The 17,218-nt window shown below is 65.2% G+C and carries 13 protein-coding genes; 11 read left to right on the top strand and 2 right to left on the bottom strand.

Features of this window, described 5'->3' with window-relative positions; genetic code table 11:
- Positions 1–3: 3 nt before the first annotated feature.
- A complete protein-coding gene (gene yidC / locus RMP10_RS01560; RefSeq protein WP_310568743.1) occupies positions 4–1,704 on the top strand; it encodes a membrane protein insertase YidC in 1,701 nt (566 codons plus the stop codon).
- Positions 1,705–1,708: 4 nt separating this feature from the next.
- Entirely contained in the window at positions 1,709–3,082 is a 1,374-nt protein-coding gene (gene mnmE / locus RMP10_RS01555) for a tRNA uridine-5-carboxymethylaminomethyl(34) synthesis GTPase MnmE (RefSeq protein WP_310568742.1), read from the top strand.
- 190 nt (positions 3,083–3,272) lie between these two features.
- On the opposite strand, the gene RMP10_RS01550 is transcribed toward mnmE, so the two are convergent.
- Positions 3,273–4,229, bottom strand: a complete 957-nt coding sequence (locus RMP10_RS01550; RefSeq protein WP_309671027.1) for a hypothetical protein — start codon at positions 4,227–4,229, stop codon at positions 3,273–3,275.
- A gap of 182 nt (positions 4,230–4,411) precedes the next feature.
- Between RMP10_RS01550 and RMP10_RS01545 the strand changes: the two genes are divergently transcribed.
- A complete protein-coding gene (locus tag RMP10_RS01545) occupies positions 4,412–5,065 on the top strand; it encodes a DUF2225 domain-containing protein (protein WP_309671026.1) in 654 nt (217 codons plus the stop codon).
- A 119-nt stretch (positions 5,066–5,184) separates the two neighbouring features.
- On the opposite strand, the gene upp is transcribed toward RMP10_RS01545, so the two are convergent.
- Complete coding sequence (gene upp, locus RMP10_RS01540) at positions 5,185–5,835, bottom strand: uracil phosphoribosyltransferase (protein WP_309671025.1); 651 nt, start codon at positions 5,833–5,835, stop codon at positions 5,185–5,187.
- A 53-nt stretch (positions 5,836–5,888) separates the two neighbouring features.
- Here upp and RMP10_RS01535 point away from each other — a divergent pair, with 53 nt between their 5' ends.
- The 8 genes from RMP10_RS01535 (at position 5,889) to RMP10_RS01500 (ending at position 17,213) form a co-directional block, all read left to right on the top strand.
- Positions 5,889–7,352: a DUF2156 domain-containing protein gene (locus RMP10_RS01535; RefSeq protein WP_310568741.1), complete on the top strand. Its 1,464-nt coding sequence runs from the start codon at positions 5,889–5,891 to the stop codon at positions 7,350–7,352.
- A gap of 9 nt (positions 7,353–7,361) precedes the next feature.
- Entirely contained in the window at positions 7,362–8,003 is a 642-nt protein-coding gene (locus RMP10_RS01530) for a TIGR00730 family Rossman fold protein (protein ID WP_310568740.1), read from the top strand.
- A gap of 161 nt (positions 8,004–8,164) precedes the next feature.
- Entirely contained in the window at positions 8,165–11,032 is a 2,868-nt protein-coding gene (locus tag RMP10_RS01525; protein ID WP_310568739.1) for an ATP-binding protein, read from the top strand.
- Positions 11,029–11,751, top strand: coding sequence for a response regulator (locus RMP10_RS01520; protein WP_310568738.1), 723 nt, complete (start codon positions 11,029–11,031; stop codon positions 11,749–11,751). Before RMP10_RS01525 ends, RMP10_RS01520 begins: the two co-directional genes overlap by 4 nt.
- A 401-nt stretch (positions 11,752–12,152) precedes the next feature.
- Entirely contained in the window at positions 12,153–13,685 is a 1,533-nt protein-coding gene (locus tag RMP10_RS01515; RefSeq protein WP_310568737.1) for a sigma-54 dependent transcriptional regulator, read from the top strand.
- A gap of 913 nt (positions 13,686–14,598) precedes the next feature.
- Positions 14,599–14,967 (top strand): metalloregulator ArsR/SmtB family transcription factor, encoded by a 369-nt coding sequence (locus tag RMP10_RS01510; protein WP_310568736.1) that lies wholly within the window; start codon positions 14,599–14,601, stop codon positions 14,965–14,967.
- A gap of 81 nt (positions 14,968–15,048) precedes the next feature.
- Positions 15,049–16,446, top strand: coding sequence for an MBL fold metallo-hydrolase (locus tag RMP10_RS01505; protein WP_310568735.1), 1,398 nt, complete (start codon positions 15,049–15,051; stop codon positions 16,444–16,446).
- A gap of 62 nt (positions 16,447–16,508) precedes the next feature.
- A complete protein-coding gene (locus RMP10_RS01500; protein ID WP_310568734.1) occupies positions 16,509–17,213 on the top strand; it encodes a YdcF family protein in 705 nt (234 codons plus the stop codon).
- Positions 17,214–17,218 lie beyond the last annotated feature (5 nt).

The raw sequence follows: 17,218 nt of genomic DNA, 5'->3' as shown, positions 1-17,218 counted from the left end.
ACCATGGAACCACGTCGCATCGTCCTCGCCGTCGTCCTGATGGCGGCGGTCCTGATTCTGACGCCGATCCTCTTCCCGTCGCCGGTCCCGGCGCCTGGAAGCAAGACCGCGGTAACAGACTCCGCCAGCACCACTCCCGTCGTCGCCGATACTGCCACCGCGACGGCAGCCGCCGCCGCCGCTGGTATCGCGGCGCCCGGCATGAGCGCCCTGCCCGACTCGGTGGGCGCCGCGCCGCGGTCGGTTGCGTTGCCGGTCGACACCGCCGTGGTGACCACCACGCCGGCCATCTTCCGAACCACGAACCGCGGCGCGGCGCTGATCGGCGTCGAGATGCAGCAGTACGTCGCGCTTTCCAACAAGGGGCGCACCAAGGGCGGCCCGGTGGAGCTCGCGAAGGCGGGCGACCGGTTGCTCAGCTTCCGTCTCGTGTCGCCCGGTGACACCGTCGCGCTGAATGCGCAGACATTCACCAGCACGCGATCCGAGGAGAACGGTCGGGCCGTGGTACGCTACGACGCCACCGTCGGCGCCCGTGCGATCACGATCGCGTACTCGTTCCTGCCCGACAGCTACCGCGTGAACGTGTCGGCGACGGTGCAGGGTGCGCCCGAGAACAGCTTCCTGCTGATCGACATGCCGCCCGGCTTCCGCTCGTCGGAATCGGACACCACCGAAGATCAGTCGCACCTCGCGTATGCCTACAAGCTCGACCAGCAGAATGCGAAGGGTGTCACCTTCGCTTCGCTCGATCCCGGTGAGCGGCGTATCGAAGCGGGTCCGATCAACTGGACGGTGGCCAAGAACAAGTACTTCCTGATGGGGGTGCTCGCACCGCAGGGCGTGCCGGGCTTCGCGGAGGTGAACTTCACCGGCGGTGACCGTGTCGCCAAGGCGGCCACGCGCAGTCAGGCGACCATCGTCGCCTCGCTCAAGAGCGGCGCCGTGGCGTTCGAAGTCTACGCCGGTCCGCAGGAGTTCAAGCGGCTCGTGGCCATCGGGCGCTCGTTCGAAACGTCGAACCCGTACGGCGGCTGGTTGCAGGGGGTCGTGCAGCCGTTCGCGACAATGGTCATTCGCCTGCTGCTCTGGATGAAGTCGACGCTTGGCCTGTCGTACGGCTGGATCCTGGTGGTATTCGGCGTAGCAGTGCGACTCATTCTGTGGCCGTTGAATCAGAAGGCGATGCGCAGCTCGATGCAGATGCAGCGCATTCAGCCGCACTTGGCCGAAATCCAGACGAAGTACAAGGGCGATCCAACCAAGCTGCAGGCGGAAATGATGCGCGTGTACAAGGAGCACGGCATGTCGCCGTTCAGCTCCCTGTCGGGCTGTCTGCCGATGCTGATCCCGTTGCCGGTGTTCTTCGCGCTCTTCTTCGTGTTTCAGAACACGATCGAGTTCCGCGGGGTGTCGTTCCTGTGGTTCCCTGACATCTCGCTCAAGGATCCGTTCTTCGTGTTGCCCGTGCTTGTGGCGATCACGGCGATGGGCCTGTCGTACATCGGCATGCGCGGCATGAAGGCGAACGAGCAGCAGAAGATGATGATGTACCTGATGCCTGCCATGATGATGGTGATCTTCTTCAACATGGCCTCGGGTCTCAACCTCTATTACTTCGTGCAGAACCTCGCGTCATTGCCGCAGCAGTGGCTGATCTCGCAGGAGCGCACGAAGGCGCAACCACCGGTTGTGCGGGGATAACGACGTGGTGACGGCCCGCCAGCTGCCTGGTGGCGACGACACGATCGTTGCCCTTGCCACGGCCGCTGGACGCGGGGCGATTGCCGTGATTCGGCTGTCAGGGGCGCGAGCGATCGACATTGCTCGCGCCCTTGGCGCCTCCGGTGGAGCCTCCGGGCTGCACCCGCGCCGCGCCACGCGTGTGGCGTTGCACCACCCCAACGGCGAACCGCTCGACGACGCGGTCGTCACCTGGTTCGCCGCGCCCCGTTCGTACACGGGCGACGATGTGGTGGAGATCTCGACGCACGGCGGTCACGTGGTGCCGGCATTGGTGCTGGCCGCCTGTGTGGCCGCTGGCGCGCGACCGGCTACCCCCGGTGAATTCACGCGCCGCGCCGTGCTGAATGGCCGCATGGATCTGGTGCAGGCCGAAGCGGTGGCCGATCTGATTGATGCGCGCACCACCGCCATGCACCGTCAGGCGCTGTCGCAGCTCGACGGCGGGCTTTCGCGACGTCTGCTCGCGTTGCGCGACGAGGTGATTCATCTGGAAGCGCTGATCGCCTACGACATCGACTTCCCCGAAGAAGATGACGGCCCGATCGTCCCCGCCCGCATAAACCATGCGGCGGAGTCGCTGCGCGACGCTGTGCGCGCGCTCATGAACACGGCCCCGCAGGCCGCCGTGCTGCGTGATGGTGTGCTCGTGGTGATCGCGGGCCCGCCCAATGCGGGCAAGTCGTCACTCTTCAACGCCCTCTTGGGCGAGTCGCGCGCGTTGGTAACGCCGATCGCCGGCACGACCCGTGATGCGATCGAAGCGGTGCTCGATCGCGCCCCGCTGCCACTGCGCTTCGTGGACACCGCCGGCCTCCGCGATACCGACGACGAAATCGAGCGACTCGGCATCGAAGTGAGCACGCGCTATCTGGCGCAGGCCCAGGTCGTGCTGGCGTGCGGCGCGACTGCTGGGGATATCGCGGCGACGCATGTCGTGATTGCCGCGCGCACGGCGGGAACGGTGATTCCGGTGCACACGAAGGCGGATCTGAGCGCGGAGGAGACCGCCGGGAATGCGATCGGTGTGAGCGCCGAGACGGGGCAGGGGCTCCGGGATCTGCTCGAGGCGATTGACGGTGCCGCCGCGGTAAGTGTGGTGGGGCGACCGACCGGTGATGACGTACTGGTGACACGTGAACGTCATCGCGCCGGACTATCTGAGGCGCACGAGGAGCTGTGTGAGTTCCTGCTCGCCTGGGAAAGCGGCGCGTTGCCGGCGCCGGTGGCCGCCGTGCATCTCTACGCGGCGCGCGAGTCGCTATCCGATCTCATCGGCATCGTGGATACCGAAGACGTGCTGGATCGGGTGTTCCGCGAGTTCTGTATCGGGAAGTAACGCGCGGATTCTCTCGGCGAAAAACAACAGCAACAGCGGGAACACGGAGTCCACGGGATAACGCAGATCGCACAGATAAGAAAAAATCGCCTTTGATCCTATCTGTGCAATCGGTGCAATCCTGTGGATTCCGTGTTCCCGCTGTTGCTTTTCAGTTGCTGTTGCCGTTCACGAACCGTCCGACCCAACATCACCCGACGATCGTGAGCCTCGGGCGCTCCATCACCGGTTCGTTCACGGTGGCGAGTTCGTAGACGCTGGCGCGGGTGGCCCAGGCGTAGCCGCGGGCGGCGATAGCCGCTTCCACCATGCGGGCGCCGAGGAAGTAGCCGGCGCGTTCGGGGAGGACCGTGCGCTCCACCGTGCGGGCTTCGTCGCTCATGCCGCCGGAGAGGTAGCGCAAGCGCAGGCCGAGGGCCGCGCGGTCGCCGTCGCTGACCAAGGCGCGATGGAGCACCGGCTCGACTTCGCGCACGCGGGCGTACTGCTTGCGGGCGAACCCGAAGTACTCCCATGCGGCGTGTCCCGGGCTCACGGCGCGGGACACGTGCACGGCGAGTCCTTCATTCACCAGCAGTTCGCGCAGCGAGGCCTGGCGGCCCGTTTCCCAGTACGAATAGTAGCCGCCGGCGTCTTCCACGAAGCCGCGCATGTCGCTGCGGCTGGACGGCGACGTGTAGCGCACCACGTGCGTGAGTTCGTGCGCGAGCCAGAGCGGAATCAGTTCGGGATCGAGACCAAGTCCCTGCGTGTCGGGATTGGCGACGCCGGTGAAATGCTCGAGGCACACGAAGGCGACACCGCGGCCGTTGACGACCAGCTCTCCGGCATTCGCCGCGCCCACGCCGACCATGAGCACCACATCGTAGGGCACATCGATGTCGAGCAGGGTGCGGACCTTCTCCTCCGCCTGACGTGCCAGCGCGACCACATCGGTGCGTGAAAGGAGCGTGAGCAGGTCGTCGCGATTCGCGGTGACCGTAGACTGCACGACCTCTTCGAAATGTGGCCCTGAGGGCTCGAGGACATAGTTGTCCCAGTAGGCCGTCAGCAGCGCCTTGTGGCGCTCGAAATAGGCGAGATACGCCGACACTCGATCGTCGGCTTCGAGTACGGCGAGAAAATCCGGCACCAGATTGATCAACATCAACGACCCGGGAACGGGAGACCGACGCGATCGAGAGCTCCAAGCACTAATCGCCGAACAAGTCGCGAGAAGATAGCCGCGATTTCGGGGCGGTACAAGCTCGCCGCAGCGAATCGGGGGGTCCGTGTTCAACTCCGAGACGGATGGTGCCGACACTCCTCACCGTCCCCTGACGCCGTGCCATGACCACGCTGCATCTCATCGAACTGACCTGCCCCGTCTGCGAAACGCTGTTTCGCTCGCAGACCGTCGTTGCCACCAACGCCTTTGGTGGGAAACGCACCGATTTCCACGAACGCGCGGCGGGCATGCAGCCGCTACCGTACTTCGTGCATCTCTGCACACAGTGCGGGTACGCCGGAGTGCAGCGGGATTTCGGCGAAGACGCACACCCTGACGAAATGTTGCGCGCGTTGGTGTGGAGCGAGCTGGCGCCGTCGCTCACATCGCAGCTGCCGTCGGGCTCACTCAAATACGAACACGCCGCCAAAGTGGCGGAGTGGCAGGAGAGCGATCCGCGCTATCTCGCGGATCTCTATCTGCGGGCCGCGTGGTGCTGCGTGGACGAAAGCGACACCGAAGCCGAGCGATACTTCCGCCGAAAGGCCGCGTGGCGTTTCGCCGATGCTCTCGAGGCATTCGACGGGGTGCCGATGGAAGAGCGGGCGGTGATTACGTATCTCATCGGCGAACTCTGGCGGCGGATCGGCGACGATGCGCAGGCGCAGCAGTGGTTCGAGCGGGTGGCGGACGAAGTCACCGAGCCGATCGCGCAATCGTGGGTTCTCGAAGCGGCGGATCAGCAACGGACCGAACCGCGCGAGTGGTTTGGGTGATAACGGCGGAGTAAGGGGTTGGGAGTATGGGGTACGGGGTACGAGCCTCGCCTTACCCCGTACTCCGTACTCCTTACTCCGTACTCCGTACCACTTACTCCGTACTCCGTACCCCGGACTTAGCGTGTCCCAAACAACCGGTCGCCTGCGTCACCAAGTCCCGGTAGAATGTAGCCGTGCTCATTGAGTTCGCGGTCGAGGGCGGCGGTGAGGATCGGGACGTCGGGATGTTCGCGCGCGAGGCGCTCGACCCCTTCCGGTGCGGCGACCAGGCAGAGGAATCGGATGCGTGTGGCCCCCGCGCGCTTTAAGGACGCGACGGCGGCGGCAGCGCTGCCGCCGGTGGCCAGCATCGGGTCGAGCAGCAGGAAATCGCGCTCGCTCACATCGCCCGGCACCTTGAAGTAGTAGTCCACCGGCTCCAGCGTATCGTGATCGCGATAGAGTCCGATATGCCCCACGCGCGCGGACGGCATGAGGCGAAGAATGCCTTCCACCATGCCGAGCCCGGCGCGCAGAATAGGAACGAGCGTGAGCTTCTTGCCACGCACCGACCATCCGTGCGTGGTCTCCAGCGGCGTGTCGACGGGGACGGGTTCCAACGCCAGATCGCGCGTGGCTTCATAGGCCATGAGCATGGCGATCTCGTCCACCAACTCCTTGAACTGTTTCGTCGGCGTCGCGCGGTCGCGCAGAAGCGTGATCTTGTGACGGACCAGCGGGTGGTCCACGATGCTGAGCGTGGGGAACGTGCGCGGCGAGGTGGGCATAGGCACGAAGCTAGCCGTTCCCCGAGGCCTCCCGGTAGTATCCGCAGATCTCTGTGTCCGCTTCCTCTGCCTTCGGCTTCGCCTCCGTCGTGGCCTCTGTCGTCACGCCTGTACGCGACGATGCACGCGCCTTCGCGCTGATCCAGCGCGATGGGCGCACCGCGACGGCGTTCCGTGCGCTCGGGGCGGGACTCGAGCACTGGTTTCTGACCGACGCGCAGGGCGATCGCGGCTTGGTGGCGTATTACCGGACACCGGGCGCAATGGTATCGGCCGGCGAGCCGGTAGCCGCCCCGCACGAGGCGATCGCGGTCGCCGAAGCGTTCGTGGCGTTCGCGGCGTCGCACCGTTGCCGCGTGAGCTTCTTCGCGACCGAGGGCATTCTCGCGTCGTCGCCGCGATTCCGGCGCGTGATGTTGGGCGAGCAGCCGGTGTGGAATCCGCAATCGTGGGCCGATCACATCGCGCATCACCGCTCATTGCGCGAGCAATTGCGCCGGGCGAAAGCGAAAGGCGTCACCGTGCAGCGGCTTGATGCCGATGCGATGCGCGAGCCGTTGCGTCGCGCGTCGTTGGAACGGCTGATTGACCGGTGGTTCGCCGCGCGGCCGATGGCACGCATGGGCTTTCTGGTGGAGGTCGATCCCTTCGCATGGTTGTCGCAGCGGCAATCGTTCGTGGCGATGCGCGACGGCGTGCCGATGGCGATGCTGTCGCTCGTACCGGTACCGGCCCGCCGGGGGTGGCTGTTCGAGCATCTGCTGCGCGATCCCGATGCGCCAAACGGCACCGCCGAACTATTGGTGCACCACGCCATGCTGCGTTTGGCCGCCGACGGGGTGTCGTGGATCACACTCGGGCTTGCGCCGCTGGCCGGACCAGTGAGTGGATGGCTGCGGATCACGCGCAGTTGGTCACGTCCGCTCTTCAACTTCGACGGCCTCGCCGCGTTCAAGCGGAAGCTGCGCCCACAGGGGTGGGAGTCGATTTATCTCGCCTATCCTCGCGAGCAATCGAGCGCCCGCGCGATGCTCGACGGGCTACGGGCATTCGCCGGCGAGCCGTTGTGGCGATTCGGCGTTCGCACCTTGACGCGAGGACCGGCGGTGCTGCTGCGGGCGTTGGAGTGGATGCTGATTCCCTGGACGGCACTCCTGGCGTGGGCGCCGACGTTGCCGTGGTTTCCCTCGGGCGCCGTGCAGGGCGCATGGGTGGTGTTCGACGTGCTGCTGCTGTTCGGACTCCGCGCGCTGCGCGCGACCGAACGAACATCCGGCGCACCCGCACGGCGCACGGCGTGGCGCTGGAGTCGCGCGCTGGCGATCGCCGTTTCCACCGATGCCGTGCTGACGACGGTGCAGGCGATCTGGTGGAACCGGGCATCGATTCGCGGCACGCCGGGGTGGACCATCGTGCTGCTGGCGTGTCTCGGGCCAACGCTGGCATCGGTCGTCCTCTGGGGCGCTTCCCGCCGGATGCAGACGCTGCAGTCATCGCGCCTCGCCGATCGGCGTTAGCTTTCCCGGATGAGCACTGCATCCCGCGAGTCCGACTCTGCGTTCCCGCCCGCTCCGGTTGCCCGGCCGATGCAGCGAGTGGCGGTGTATTGCGCGTCGAATGACGGTGCGCGTCCGGAATACCTGGAGTGCGCGAAGACCCTCGGCACGTTGTTCGCGCAGCGGGGCCTCACCGTGGTCTACGGCGGCGGGCGGGTCGGCCTCATGGGTGCGCTGGCCGATGCGGCGATGGCAGCCGGCGGCGAGGTCATCGGCGTGATGCCGCATGGACTCGTGCAGCGGGAAGTGGCGCACCATGGATTAACCGCGCTGCGGATCGTGGATTCCATGCATGAGCGGAAGGCGATGATCGCCGAGCTCGCCGACGCCTTCATTACGCTGCCGGGCGGGCTCGGCACCCTCGAGGAGTTTTTCGAGACGTGGACGTGGGCGCAGCTCGGCGTGCATCAGAAGCCGATCGGTCTCTTCGATGTCTCGGGGTATTGGGCGCCGCTGCTCGCGTTACTGGAGCACGTCGACGCCGAAGGATTTCTACGCGGAAATCCACGCGAGTGGTTGGTGGTCAGTGATGATGCCTCGTCGATGCTCGCCCGACTGCAGGCGTTCCACGCACCGACGGTGCGTCGCTGGATCCGACTCGGCGAGACCTGAGCCGTCCCGGCAAAGCGCCTGCAGCCTTTCGGCTGCACCTAGCAAACGGCGCCGAGCCCATCGACAATCCTTCTCGTATGCAAGCCGAAGGTTGGGAGCCACCCCGTACGTCCGATCCGCGATTCACTCGCTGGCTCGCCGTTTCCGCCATCGCGCTGACGGTGCCTAGCCTGCTGGGCTGGATGTTCGGTATTCCGTGGCTCGTGCAACCGTTCGAGACATTTGCGCCGGCGCGATTGGGTGGCACACTGATGATTGTCGCTGGTGCGACGGGCATGATCACCAAGCTGTCGGGTCGTCGCGCGTTGGCGCGTCGTCTGGCGATCGCGTGTGGAGCGGCCGCCGTCATTGCCCTCGTGGTAGCGTGGGAGCACGCCCGGTTGCCGATCGACGCCTTCGCTCGCGCCAGAGTCGGTGACGCATCGCCGCTGCGAGACGTTCCGGTGTCGGCGGCGCTGCTGTTTCTGTTGTACAGCGTAGCGTTGTACCTGTTGGCCTCGGAGTGGCAGACGGAGCGTCGTCGCTCGGTCACGGGTGCATTGGCCGCTGTGCTCGTGGCCAGTGCCGGCGTGCTGCTGTTGGCGCAGCTGGCCGGCCTGCTGGGCACCGACGGATTCTGGGCGGCGGCTCGGGCGCCACTCCATAGTTTGCTCGCGTCGTTGTTGCTGGGCACGGCGCTGCTGCAACGCAACGTGGCCCACGAGCCGGGGACCAAGGCACCCCCACGGTGGGCGCCGGTACTCGCCGGTGCCACTACCCTGTTGCTGGTGCTGGTGCTGTGGCAAGCGCTGGTCGCGCGCGAACAGTCGCAGACACGGGATCATGCGGCGATCGCGGCCGAGGCGCTCGACCGGGCGGTGCAGCGGCAGTTTCTGGCCGTGGATCGGGCGGTTGGTCGCATGGCGGCGTTTTTGTCCGGCGGCGGTCGCCTCGACGATGCGGCGTGGACTACGTCGTTCCCGCTGCTGGTTAAGGAAACCGACGGCCTGGTCGGCATGGTGTGGCTGGATTCCACCGGCACCATCCTGCGCGCGGTGCCCACGACGGCGCTCTCACCCGGCGTCCAGCGTCAGCTGATCGACTTCATGTCGAAGCGATATCATCGGGACTTCACGTCGGTACGATCCGGAGCGCCGATCGAACCACCGAGGCGTCATATGGTCGCGCTGCACGCGGCACCGTGGGGTCTCGCGCTACTGTATCCCCTCGCGGCGACGCCCTCAACGTCGTCACACGGGCGCACGGTCGTGGTGGGCTTCGTAAACGAGTCCGAGCTGATTGAGGACTTCGCCAGCGATGCGCGCGGGGGCTTCGCCGTGGCGGTGTCACGCGGCGACTCGATCATCGCCGGGCGGGTGGCCGCCGCGGCGCCGGTATACTCGGCGCCCCTGCAGTTGGGGGCGCAACAGCTCACCGTGTCGGTGTCGCAAGCCGTCGGCACGTCGCGCTCCACGCTCCCGGAACTCGTGTTGCTGTTGGGCTTCTCGGTCGCCGTGCTGCTATCGGTCACGATGTGGCAGCAACGCGCGATGTGGGCGCAGGCCAGCAGTGAGGGGAAGGAGCGTATGCAGCTCGCCATCGAACGGGCCACCGACGGCGTGTGGGAACTCGAGATTCCGCGTGGTGCGATGCATCGCAGCCCGGCCTTGATGCGGTATCTCGGCATCAATCCGACAGTACTCGATGGTGGATTCACCGCTTGGTCCGCGCTGATCCATCCCGATGACAGCGAGGCGTATGCCCGGGCGCTCGATGCGCACGTGAGTGGTCGCGCCGAGGCGTTCGAGTGCGAGTATCGGCTGCTCGCGGGCGATGGATCGTGGCATGCGCTGGTCGACCGCGGCCGCGTCGTGGAGCGTCTGGCCGACGGCAGCCCGGTTCGCGTGCTCGGCATCTCGGCCGATGTGACGGAGCGTGCGCTCGCGGACGCGTCACGCGAGGAGAGCGAACGGCGGTTCCGGGCGATGTTCGACACGGCGAATCAGGTACAGCTCCTGCTCGACTTCGATGGCAGCATTCTGGAGGCGAATCGTGCCGCCGGCGAATTGGCCGCTACCACGGCGGATGCGCTGCAGGGCGTGCGGTTCTGGCAGGCGCCGTGGTGGGCCGACGATGCGCTCACTAGCGACCGGGTGCAGGATCGCTTCGTGAAAGCGCGGGCCGGAGACACGAATCGCTTCGAAGTGGAGGTGGACCGGCCGGGCGAACGCCTGGCGTCGATCGACTTTTCGCTGAAGCCGATTTTCGATCATGACGAGCGGGTGGTGCAGGTGCTGGTGGAGGGGCGTGACCTGACGATGCGCAAACGGGCCGAGGAATCGCTGCGCGAAATCGGGGCTCTGACCACCATGGGACAGCTCGCGGCCCGCGTGGCCCACGAGATCAACAATCCGCTTGCCGGCATCCAGAATGCCTTCCTGCTCATTCGCGGGGCGATTCCGGGCGATCATCCGCACTATCGCTTCGTGGGAGCGATCGAACGCGAAATCGCGCGAATCGCGGCGGTCACCCGGCAGTTGTACGAGACGTACCGCCCCGATCAATCCATGATTGCCCAGTCGTCGGTGATTTTGGCCGTGACCGATGCGGTGAGCTTTCTTGAGCAGGTGAATCGCGTGCGCCAGGTGCAAATCGTGACGGATTTGTCGCGGGCGCCATCGCTTGTGCCGGTTCCCGATGCGCTTCTCCGGCAAACGATGTACAATCTCGTGCAGAACGCGTTCGATGCGTCGCCGCCGAATGGCACGATTACGGTGACGGCGATCGTTGAGCAGGATGAGTGCGTGCTGCGGGTGACGGACGAGGGGCCCGGTGTTCCCGATGCGCTGCGACAGCGCATCTTCGACCCGTTCTTCAGCACGAAAGACCGGACGGTGAAAACGAGTGGGATGGGTATCGGTCTCTCGCTGGTCAGGCAGTCCGTACAAGCGGTGGGCGGCTCCATTGTCGTACATGATCGGCCAGAAGGCGGGACTGAATTCGAAGTCCGTTTGCCGATGACCCCTTTGGATACTGGAGTGCTGCGATGAGTCGCGGACGAATTCTGATCGCTGATGATGAGCCGACATTCCTCAACTCGACCGCCGAGTTGTTGCGACGGGAAGGATTCACCGTCGATACGGTCGATGACGCGGCGTCAGCGCTGGGCGCGATCTCGGCGGCGACCTACGATCTGCTGATCACCGACCTCGAGATGCCCGGGAATGCGGACTTGGATCTTGTGCAACAAGTCGCGCATCTCAGTGGCGGACTGCCGATCATCATCATCACCGGATTTCCGTCGGTGCGCTCGGCGGTGGCGTCGATCGAGTTGCCGGTGGCGGCGTATCTCGTGAAGCCGGTGCACTTCCCGGATCTGCTGAAGCGCGTCACCAGCGCGGTCGCGCGCTTTCGCTCCTATCAGGCGATGCAGAGCGCGGAAGCGCGGCTGCGCGAGTATCGGTCGCAGGTGGAGGCGCAGCCCGTGGCGCCGGCCACCGAAGGGCAGGGCGTGGACACCTTCTTGGCGCTCACGCTGCGCAACGTGATGGGATCGCTGACCGATCTCGAACAGCTCGGACGCGCGCTGGCGGGACAACAGACGCTGCAACCGCACCCGTGTCAGCTCATGAACTGCCCGCGCGGCGCGCAGCTGCAAGCGGCCGTGGAAGAGACGATTGCGGTACTGGAGGAAACCAAAGGCGCGTTCAAGTCCAAGACGCTCGGTGACTTACGCCACCGATTGGAACTTCTGGTCAAACTGGTGTAGTAAAAAACGTCGGGTTCGATGTGGAAAATCCGGTTCGTTGTGCACAGGCGAGTGCGATCTGTGACACACTTTGTGACAGATTGGCCTTGCGCGGCTGATTGGGACGAACGATTATCTAACTTCGGGACACAACTCAGCAGCGGGTTCTCCGCCGCGCCAATTTCCCGGGCAGCAGCACTGCAGGACGACATAAGGATCGCTTGATCGATCCGACCTTGGCGACGGGATATTGATCCCGGAGTCGAAGGCGCGAAGTCTCGCTCTTACACAGAGCAGACGTCGCGCCTTTTTGTTTTTCCGATCTGTGATGTGCAGCACGAGTGCACGGCGCTTGACCGCCGTGCCCGGTACGCCCACTACGGGCAGGTGCCTCCGGCGCCGGTCCAAACGAGACTCCGCTTATGAGCAACGTCGCTCTGTACAACGTCGATCCCTCAACGCAGGTCCGCAGCGCGCTGGCATCGCCGCGCTCTCCGGCCGCACGCGAGCGTCATCTGCGAATTGCAGCCCGGGGAAGTTCAACGCAGCCAACCGCCACGATGCGTATCCTGGTGGTGAGCGAGCGCATGTCGTTCGTGGACGCGCTACGCGTGATCGTGGAAGCGGACGGCCGTGATCTGTTGCATGCCGCCCAGTCGGCGGGTGTGTGTGAGATCATCACCCGCGCCGAGATCAACGTGGTCATCGCCGACGAGCAGCTGCCCGGCGACGATGGCTTCCGTCTGCTCGACGAGCTGCACGAAGTGCACCCGACGTTGCTCACGGCGATGGCGACGGCGCCTGGGGCTTCGAACGCCGCGATCAAGGCGTTCGAGCGTGGCGCGGCCGACTATATCAACACACCGGTCCAGCGCGACGATGTGATCGCCTTCCTGCGTCGTGCCGACGCCATGACGACGCTCCGCTTGGAAACCACGCCAGAGCCGGATGCCGAGGTGAGCGAGTTCCGCGGCATGTACGGCACGACGCCGGTCATGCGGGACGTGTTCAAGATGATTTCGCGGGTTGGACGCACCGACGTGACGGTATTGGTGGGCGGCGAGAGCGGCACCGGCAAGGAGCTGGTGGCGCGCGCCCTGCACGATGAGAGCGCCCGGCGTCATAAGCCGTTCATCGCGCTCAACTGTTCGGCGTTGCCGTCGGAGTTGGTGGAAAGCGAGCTGTTCGGTCACACACGCGGGGCGTTCACCGGCGCGGTGAAGGATCGTGGTGGCCTGTTCGAAGCGGCCCACGGCGGCACGCTGTTTCTCGACGAAATCGGCGACCTCGGGCCGTTGGCCCAGGCGAAGGTGTTGCGTGCGCTCGAGAGCGGTGAAGTGATGCGGGTCGGTGGCACGAAGACGACGCGGGTAGATGTGCGCGTGATCGCAGCCACGAATCGGCCGCTTGACGAGATGGTGGCCGATGGCCGCTTTCGCGAAGATCTGCTGTACCGCCTCAAGGTGATTTCGCTGGCGCTCCCGCCGCTGCGCGACCGCAAGGCCGACCTGCCGCTGCTCTCCAGTCACTTTCTACACGTGTTCGCCGAGCGTCACGGCCTTCCGGCGCGTCGGATCAGTGATGAGGCGAGCGAGATTTTGCTGAACTACGATTGGCCGGGCAACGTGCGTGAGTTGCGCAACGTGATCGAAGGGGCGCTGGTGATGGCCGACGGGGTGGAGATCTGCCCGTGCGACCTGCCCGCGAGTCTCACGAGGCAGCGTCCGATGCGCGCGATGTCGATCATGGAGCAGTCGGCCGACCTGCCGTTTGTGGAAGCGCGTGAGCGCGCCCTGCGGGAGTTCGACCGCGCGTTTCTCGGTGCAGCGCTGGAACGCAACGGCGGGAACATCGCTCGAACGGCCCGTGCGCTGGGTCTGCATCGTCAGTCGTTGCAGAAATTGCTGGCGCGTCGGGACCTGCGGCAGCCGACCGAGATGCAGCGAGAGCTGTAGAGCCGAGAGTAGATCAGGGCGGACTCGTGCAAAGCGTAGGACATTTGCCTGGCCGCCAGATCAGCGGTACGTGACGAGCACGGCGCCGTGCGGAGCCCAATTCCGCACGGCGTGACGCCCGACACCGGACGCCGCATGCCATTGGCGGCCGCACGTTGCATTGCGTGAGGCGAGCCGGACCACGAGCGACACGATGTATCGTGATTTGTCACACGCGTATGCAAGGCAAGTCTGCGAACTGTGACATCCGTCGCGGACCTCGCGATGCGTAGCGCGCCGATCAGCGTCTATTGCTTGACGTACCATGCACGGCGACGCGCGCCGTGCATGCGAATGGAAACGCGGCGAGTACATGGAACGTGTGACGGTCGCCAACTCAGCCGTTTCGGCTTGACCTGAACGTCCTTGCACCTTGCGAAAAAGTTTTCGGATGATGTGCTGTGACACACATGCGCGACGTCGCGACACGCGTTACCATGCGTTTAGCATGCCAATGCGACGTCGCCAGAGATTCGGTGGCGCGCAACATGCAACGATAGTCGACTAGCGCAGCATCCGATTCGCTCGACGATGAGCGATCACCCATCTCGACAGGAGAGGGCATGCACAACCTCATGACACGCATTACGACAACACTGTTCGAATACGTCAAGGATCTGGTGAGCCGCGCGCAGATCGCGTCGATCACGGAATGGCCGATGCATCGCGAGTGGTGACGGCGCCTGGCCGTTCACGCGACCCGGTAATGATTGCCTGACGCGTTGTGGACGCGTGATTGGAGAAGATTGCGAAAGTCGATCGCCCTTTGTCCCTGTTCAGACGGCGACCACGAGCATAAGATTGGTGTGGCGCCTGTAGCGCAACGACCGTCGTGCAATCGACGGTGAAATGCCGGGGACTATGCGAGGTCTAGATGGGTCGATTCATTCTGACAGATGGCGTCATTCCATTGGTCGCGGAGCGCTTCAAGTGTCTCTCGGAGCCCGCTCGCCTGGCGTTGCTGAGGTCGCTGCAGTACGGCGAGCAGACGGTGAACCAGCTTGTATCGGGCACCGGACTAGGGCAAGCGAACGTGTCCAAGCATTTGCAGGTTCTCCACACGCACGGGTTCGTGAAACGCCGCAAGAATGGGCTCTTCGTGCACTACGTGCTGGCTGACCGACATATCATCAAGTTGTGTGAGCTCATGTCGATTCGGGTCAACGAGCACCGAACGGCGTACGAGCCCGGGCCGGGCGGGCCGCTGCTCGGAGCCGCCGATGATTTTGACGAAGCGGGGTAAGCGGAGGGGCCGATAGCGTTTCCGAAGTGTGGTCGTCGGTGCGCAGGATGGGTGGCGTTTTTACCTCAGGTACAGGTGCGTATGCAAATCGAGTTCTCCGGCGCAGCTCAGGAAGTCACCGGCTCCTGCCATATCCTGCGCATCGGCCAGCGCACCGTGCTGCTTGATTGCGGCATGTTCCAAGGCAAGCGCAGCGAGAGCCGCGCGAAGAACGCCAAGCTGCCGTTGCCCATCGACGAAATCGACGCCGTGGTGCTCTCGCACGCGCACATCGACCACGCCGGTCGGCTGCCCTTCCTGACCGCGCAGGGCTACAAGAACACCATCTGGGCCACCAGCGCCACGCGCGATCTCTGCGCGCTCATGCTCGCCGACTCGGCGCATATCCAAGAAAAGGATGCGGAGTTTCTCGAGCGCCGTGGGCAACCGCACGCCGAGCCGCTCTATCGCCTGGAGGACGCCACGCGCACGCTCGAGCAGATGATCGGGATGCCGTACCACAAGTGGTTCGAGGTCACCGACGGTGTGCGCGCGATGTATACCGAGGCCGGACACATTCTCGGCAGTGCCTCGGTGGTGCTGGAGTTGCGCGAGGGTGACGAATTTCGGCGGGTGGTCTTTTCCGGCGACGTCGGTCGTCATGATCTGCCGATTATCCGGAATCCCGAGCCACCCACCGGTGGCGCGGACGTGATTCTGTGCGAAAGCACCTACGGCAACCGCGACCATGAATCGGTGGAGGGCGCGCGCGAAGAGCTGGGGCGCGTCGTGCGCGACGCGGCGGCCCGTGGTGGTCGTGTGTTGATCCCGGCGTTCGCGGTGGGACGCACGCAGGAGCTGGTGTACGACCTCCACCAGCTCCACCGGGCCGGCAAGATTCCGTCGATACCGATCTTCATCGATTCGCCGCTGGCGACCGATGCGACGTCGGTGTTCGCGATGCATCCGGAGGTGTTCGATCACAGCGAAGATCTGGTGCGACACACGAACGATTTGTTCGACTTCCCGTTGGTGAAGTTCACGCGCGACGTGAACGAGTCGAAGGCGCTGAACGACATGCACGGCCCGATGGTCATCATCGCGGCGTCGGGAATGGTGGAATCGGGGCGCATTCTGCACCATCTCCGCTCCGGTGCGAGCGACGCGCGCAATACGATCCTGATCGTCGGCTTCATGGCCGAACACACTCTGGGCCGTCGCATTCTGGAGCAGCGGCGCGTGATCAAGATCTTCGGTGACGAGGTCGAACTCGCGGCGCAGGTGGAGGTGTTGAACGGGTACAGCGCACACGCCGATCGCACGGAGCTGCACGCCTGGCTGACCGCGGTGCGTGACGGGGGCACCGCCGAGGGGCGGAATGCACCACACGTGTATCTGGTGCACGGTGAAACGCCGGCACAGACGGCGTTCGCCGAACAGCTTCGGGCCGATCGCTTTGTCGTGGACATCCCGGCGCCCGGCATGGTCGTGACGCTCTAGGAACTCGTGCGGCTCGCCTGCCGCGACCTTCGCGGCAGGCGCGCATGCAGTAGTTTGGCTGAATGGAACGCGTCGCCCGAGGCCGCTATCGGCCCCCACTCATTCCCCGACTCATCGGCGCGGTGCTGGCGGGGTGGGTGCTATGCGTGGCCGTGATTTTCGGCTGGTCGCGGCGGGCGGCAGAAGGGCGTGCCGAGGCCATCGTGGTGCTGGGTGCGGCGCAGTATGGTGGTCGCCCGTCACCGGTACTGCGGGCCCGTCTGGACCACGCGCTGGCACTGTGGAACGGCGATCGGGCCACCCGTATGGTGCTCACGGGTGGACGTCGACCCGGTGATCTGATCAGCGAAGCGGCGGCAGGACGACGTTATCTCGTGCGCCGCGGCGTGCCCACGCAGGCCATTCTCCTGGAGCCGGCCGGGCGCACGTCACTGGCGTCGATGGAAGGTGCCGCGGCGTTGCTCAAGGCGTGGCGCGACTCACTGCCGGCTGCCATGCGCGACACGATGCCGGGTCGCCCAAGCGTGCTTTTGGTGAGCGACCCGTTTCACATGCTGCGGCTCGACGTGCTGGCGCGGTTGCACGGGTTGCGTCCGCTGCCGTCGCCTACGCGCACCAGCCCGATCTCGGCGAATCGGGCGGTGGCCATCGAATACATGCTGCGCGAGTCGATTGCGCTGCCCACCGATGTCGCCCTGAAGCTGTGGTTATCGCTCACTGGCCGCTCGGTCAGCACACCATCGCCGGCAATCGCGCCAAAGCGATAGCGATA

The sequence above is a fragment of the Gemmatimonas sp. genome, assembly GCF_031426495.1.
In the GTDB taxonomy this organism is placed as follows: Bacteria; Gemmatimonadota; Gemmatimonadetes; order Gemmatimonadales; family Gemmatimonadaceae; genus Gemmatimonas.
This window is presented reverse-complemented; position numbering and strand designations above follow the sequence as displayed.

Bases quoted from the DNA above. Each gene is read 5' to 3' on its own strand.
- yidC (WP_310568743.1), top strand. From the start codon at position 4: ATGGAACCACGTCGCATCGTCCTCGCCGTCGTCCTGATGGCGGCGGTC.
- RMP10_RS01550 (WP_309671027.1), bottom strand. From the start codon at position 4,229: ATGTTGATCAATCTGGTGCCGGATTTTCTCGCCGTACTCGAAGCCGAC.
- RMP10_RS01545 (WP_309671026.1), top strand. From the start codon at position 4,412: ATGACCACGCTGCATCTCATCGAACTGACCTGCCCCGTCTGCGAAACG.
- upp (WP_309671025.1), bottom strand. From the start codon at position 5,835: ATGCCCACCTCGCCGCGCACGTTCCCCACGCTCAGCATCGTGGACCAC.
- RMP10_RS01530 (WP_310568740.1), top strand. From the start codon at position 7,362: ATGAGCACTGCATCCCGCGAGTCCGACTCTGCGTTCCCGCCCGCTCCG.
- RMP10_RS01520 (WP_310568738.1), top strand. From the start codon at position 11,029: ATGAGTCGCGGACGAATTCTGATCGCTGATGATGAGCCGACATTCCTC.
- RMP10_RS01515 (WP_310568737.1), top strand. From the start codon at position 12,153: ATGAGCAACGTCGCTCTGTACAACGTCGATCCCTCAACGCAGGTCCGC.
- RMP10_RS01510 (WP_310568736.1), top strand. From the start codon at position 14,599: ATGGGTCGATTCATTCTGACAGATGGCGTCATTCCATTGGTCGCGGAG.
- RMP10_RS01505 (WP_310568735.1), top strand. From the start codon at position 15,049: ATGCAAATCGAGTTCTCCGGCGCAGCTCAGGAAGTCACCGGCTCCTGC.
- RMP10_RS01500 (WP_310568734.1), top strand. From the start codon at position 16,509: ATGGAACGCGTCGCCCGAGGCCGCTATCGGCCCCCACTCATTCCCCGA.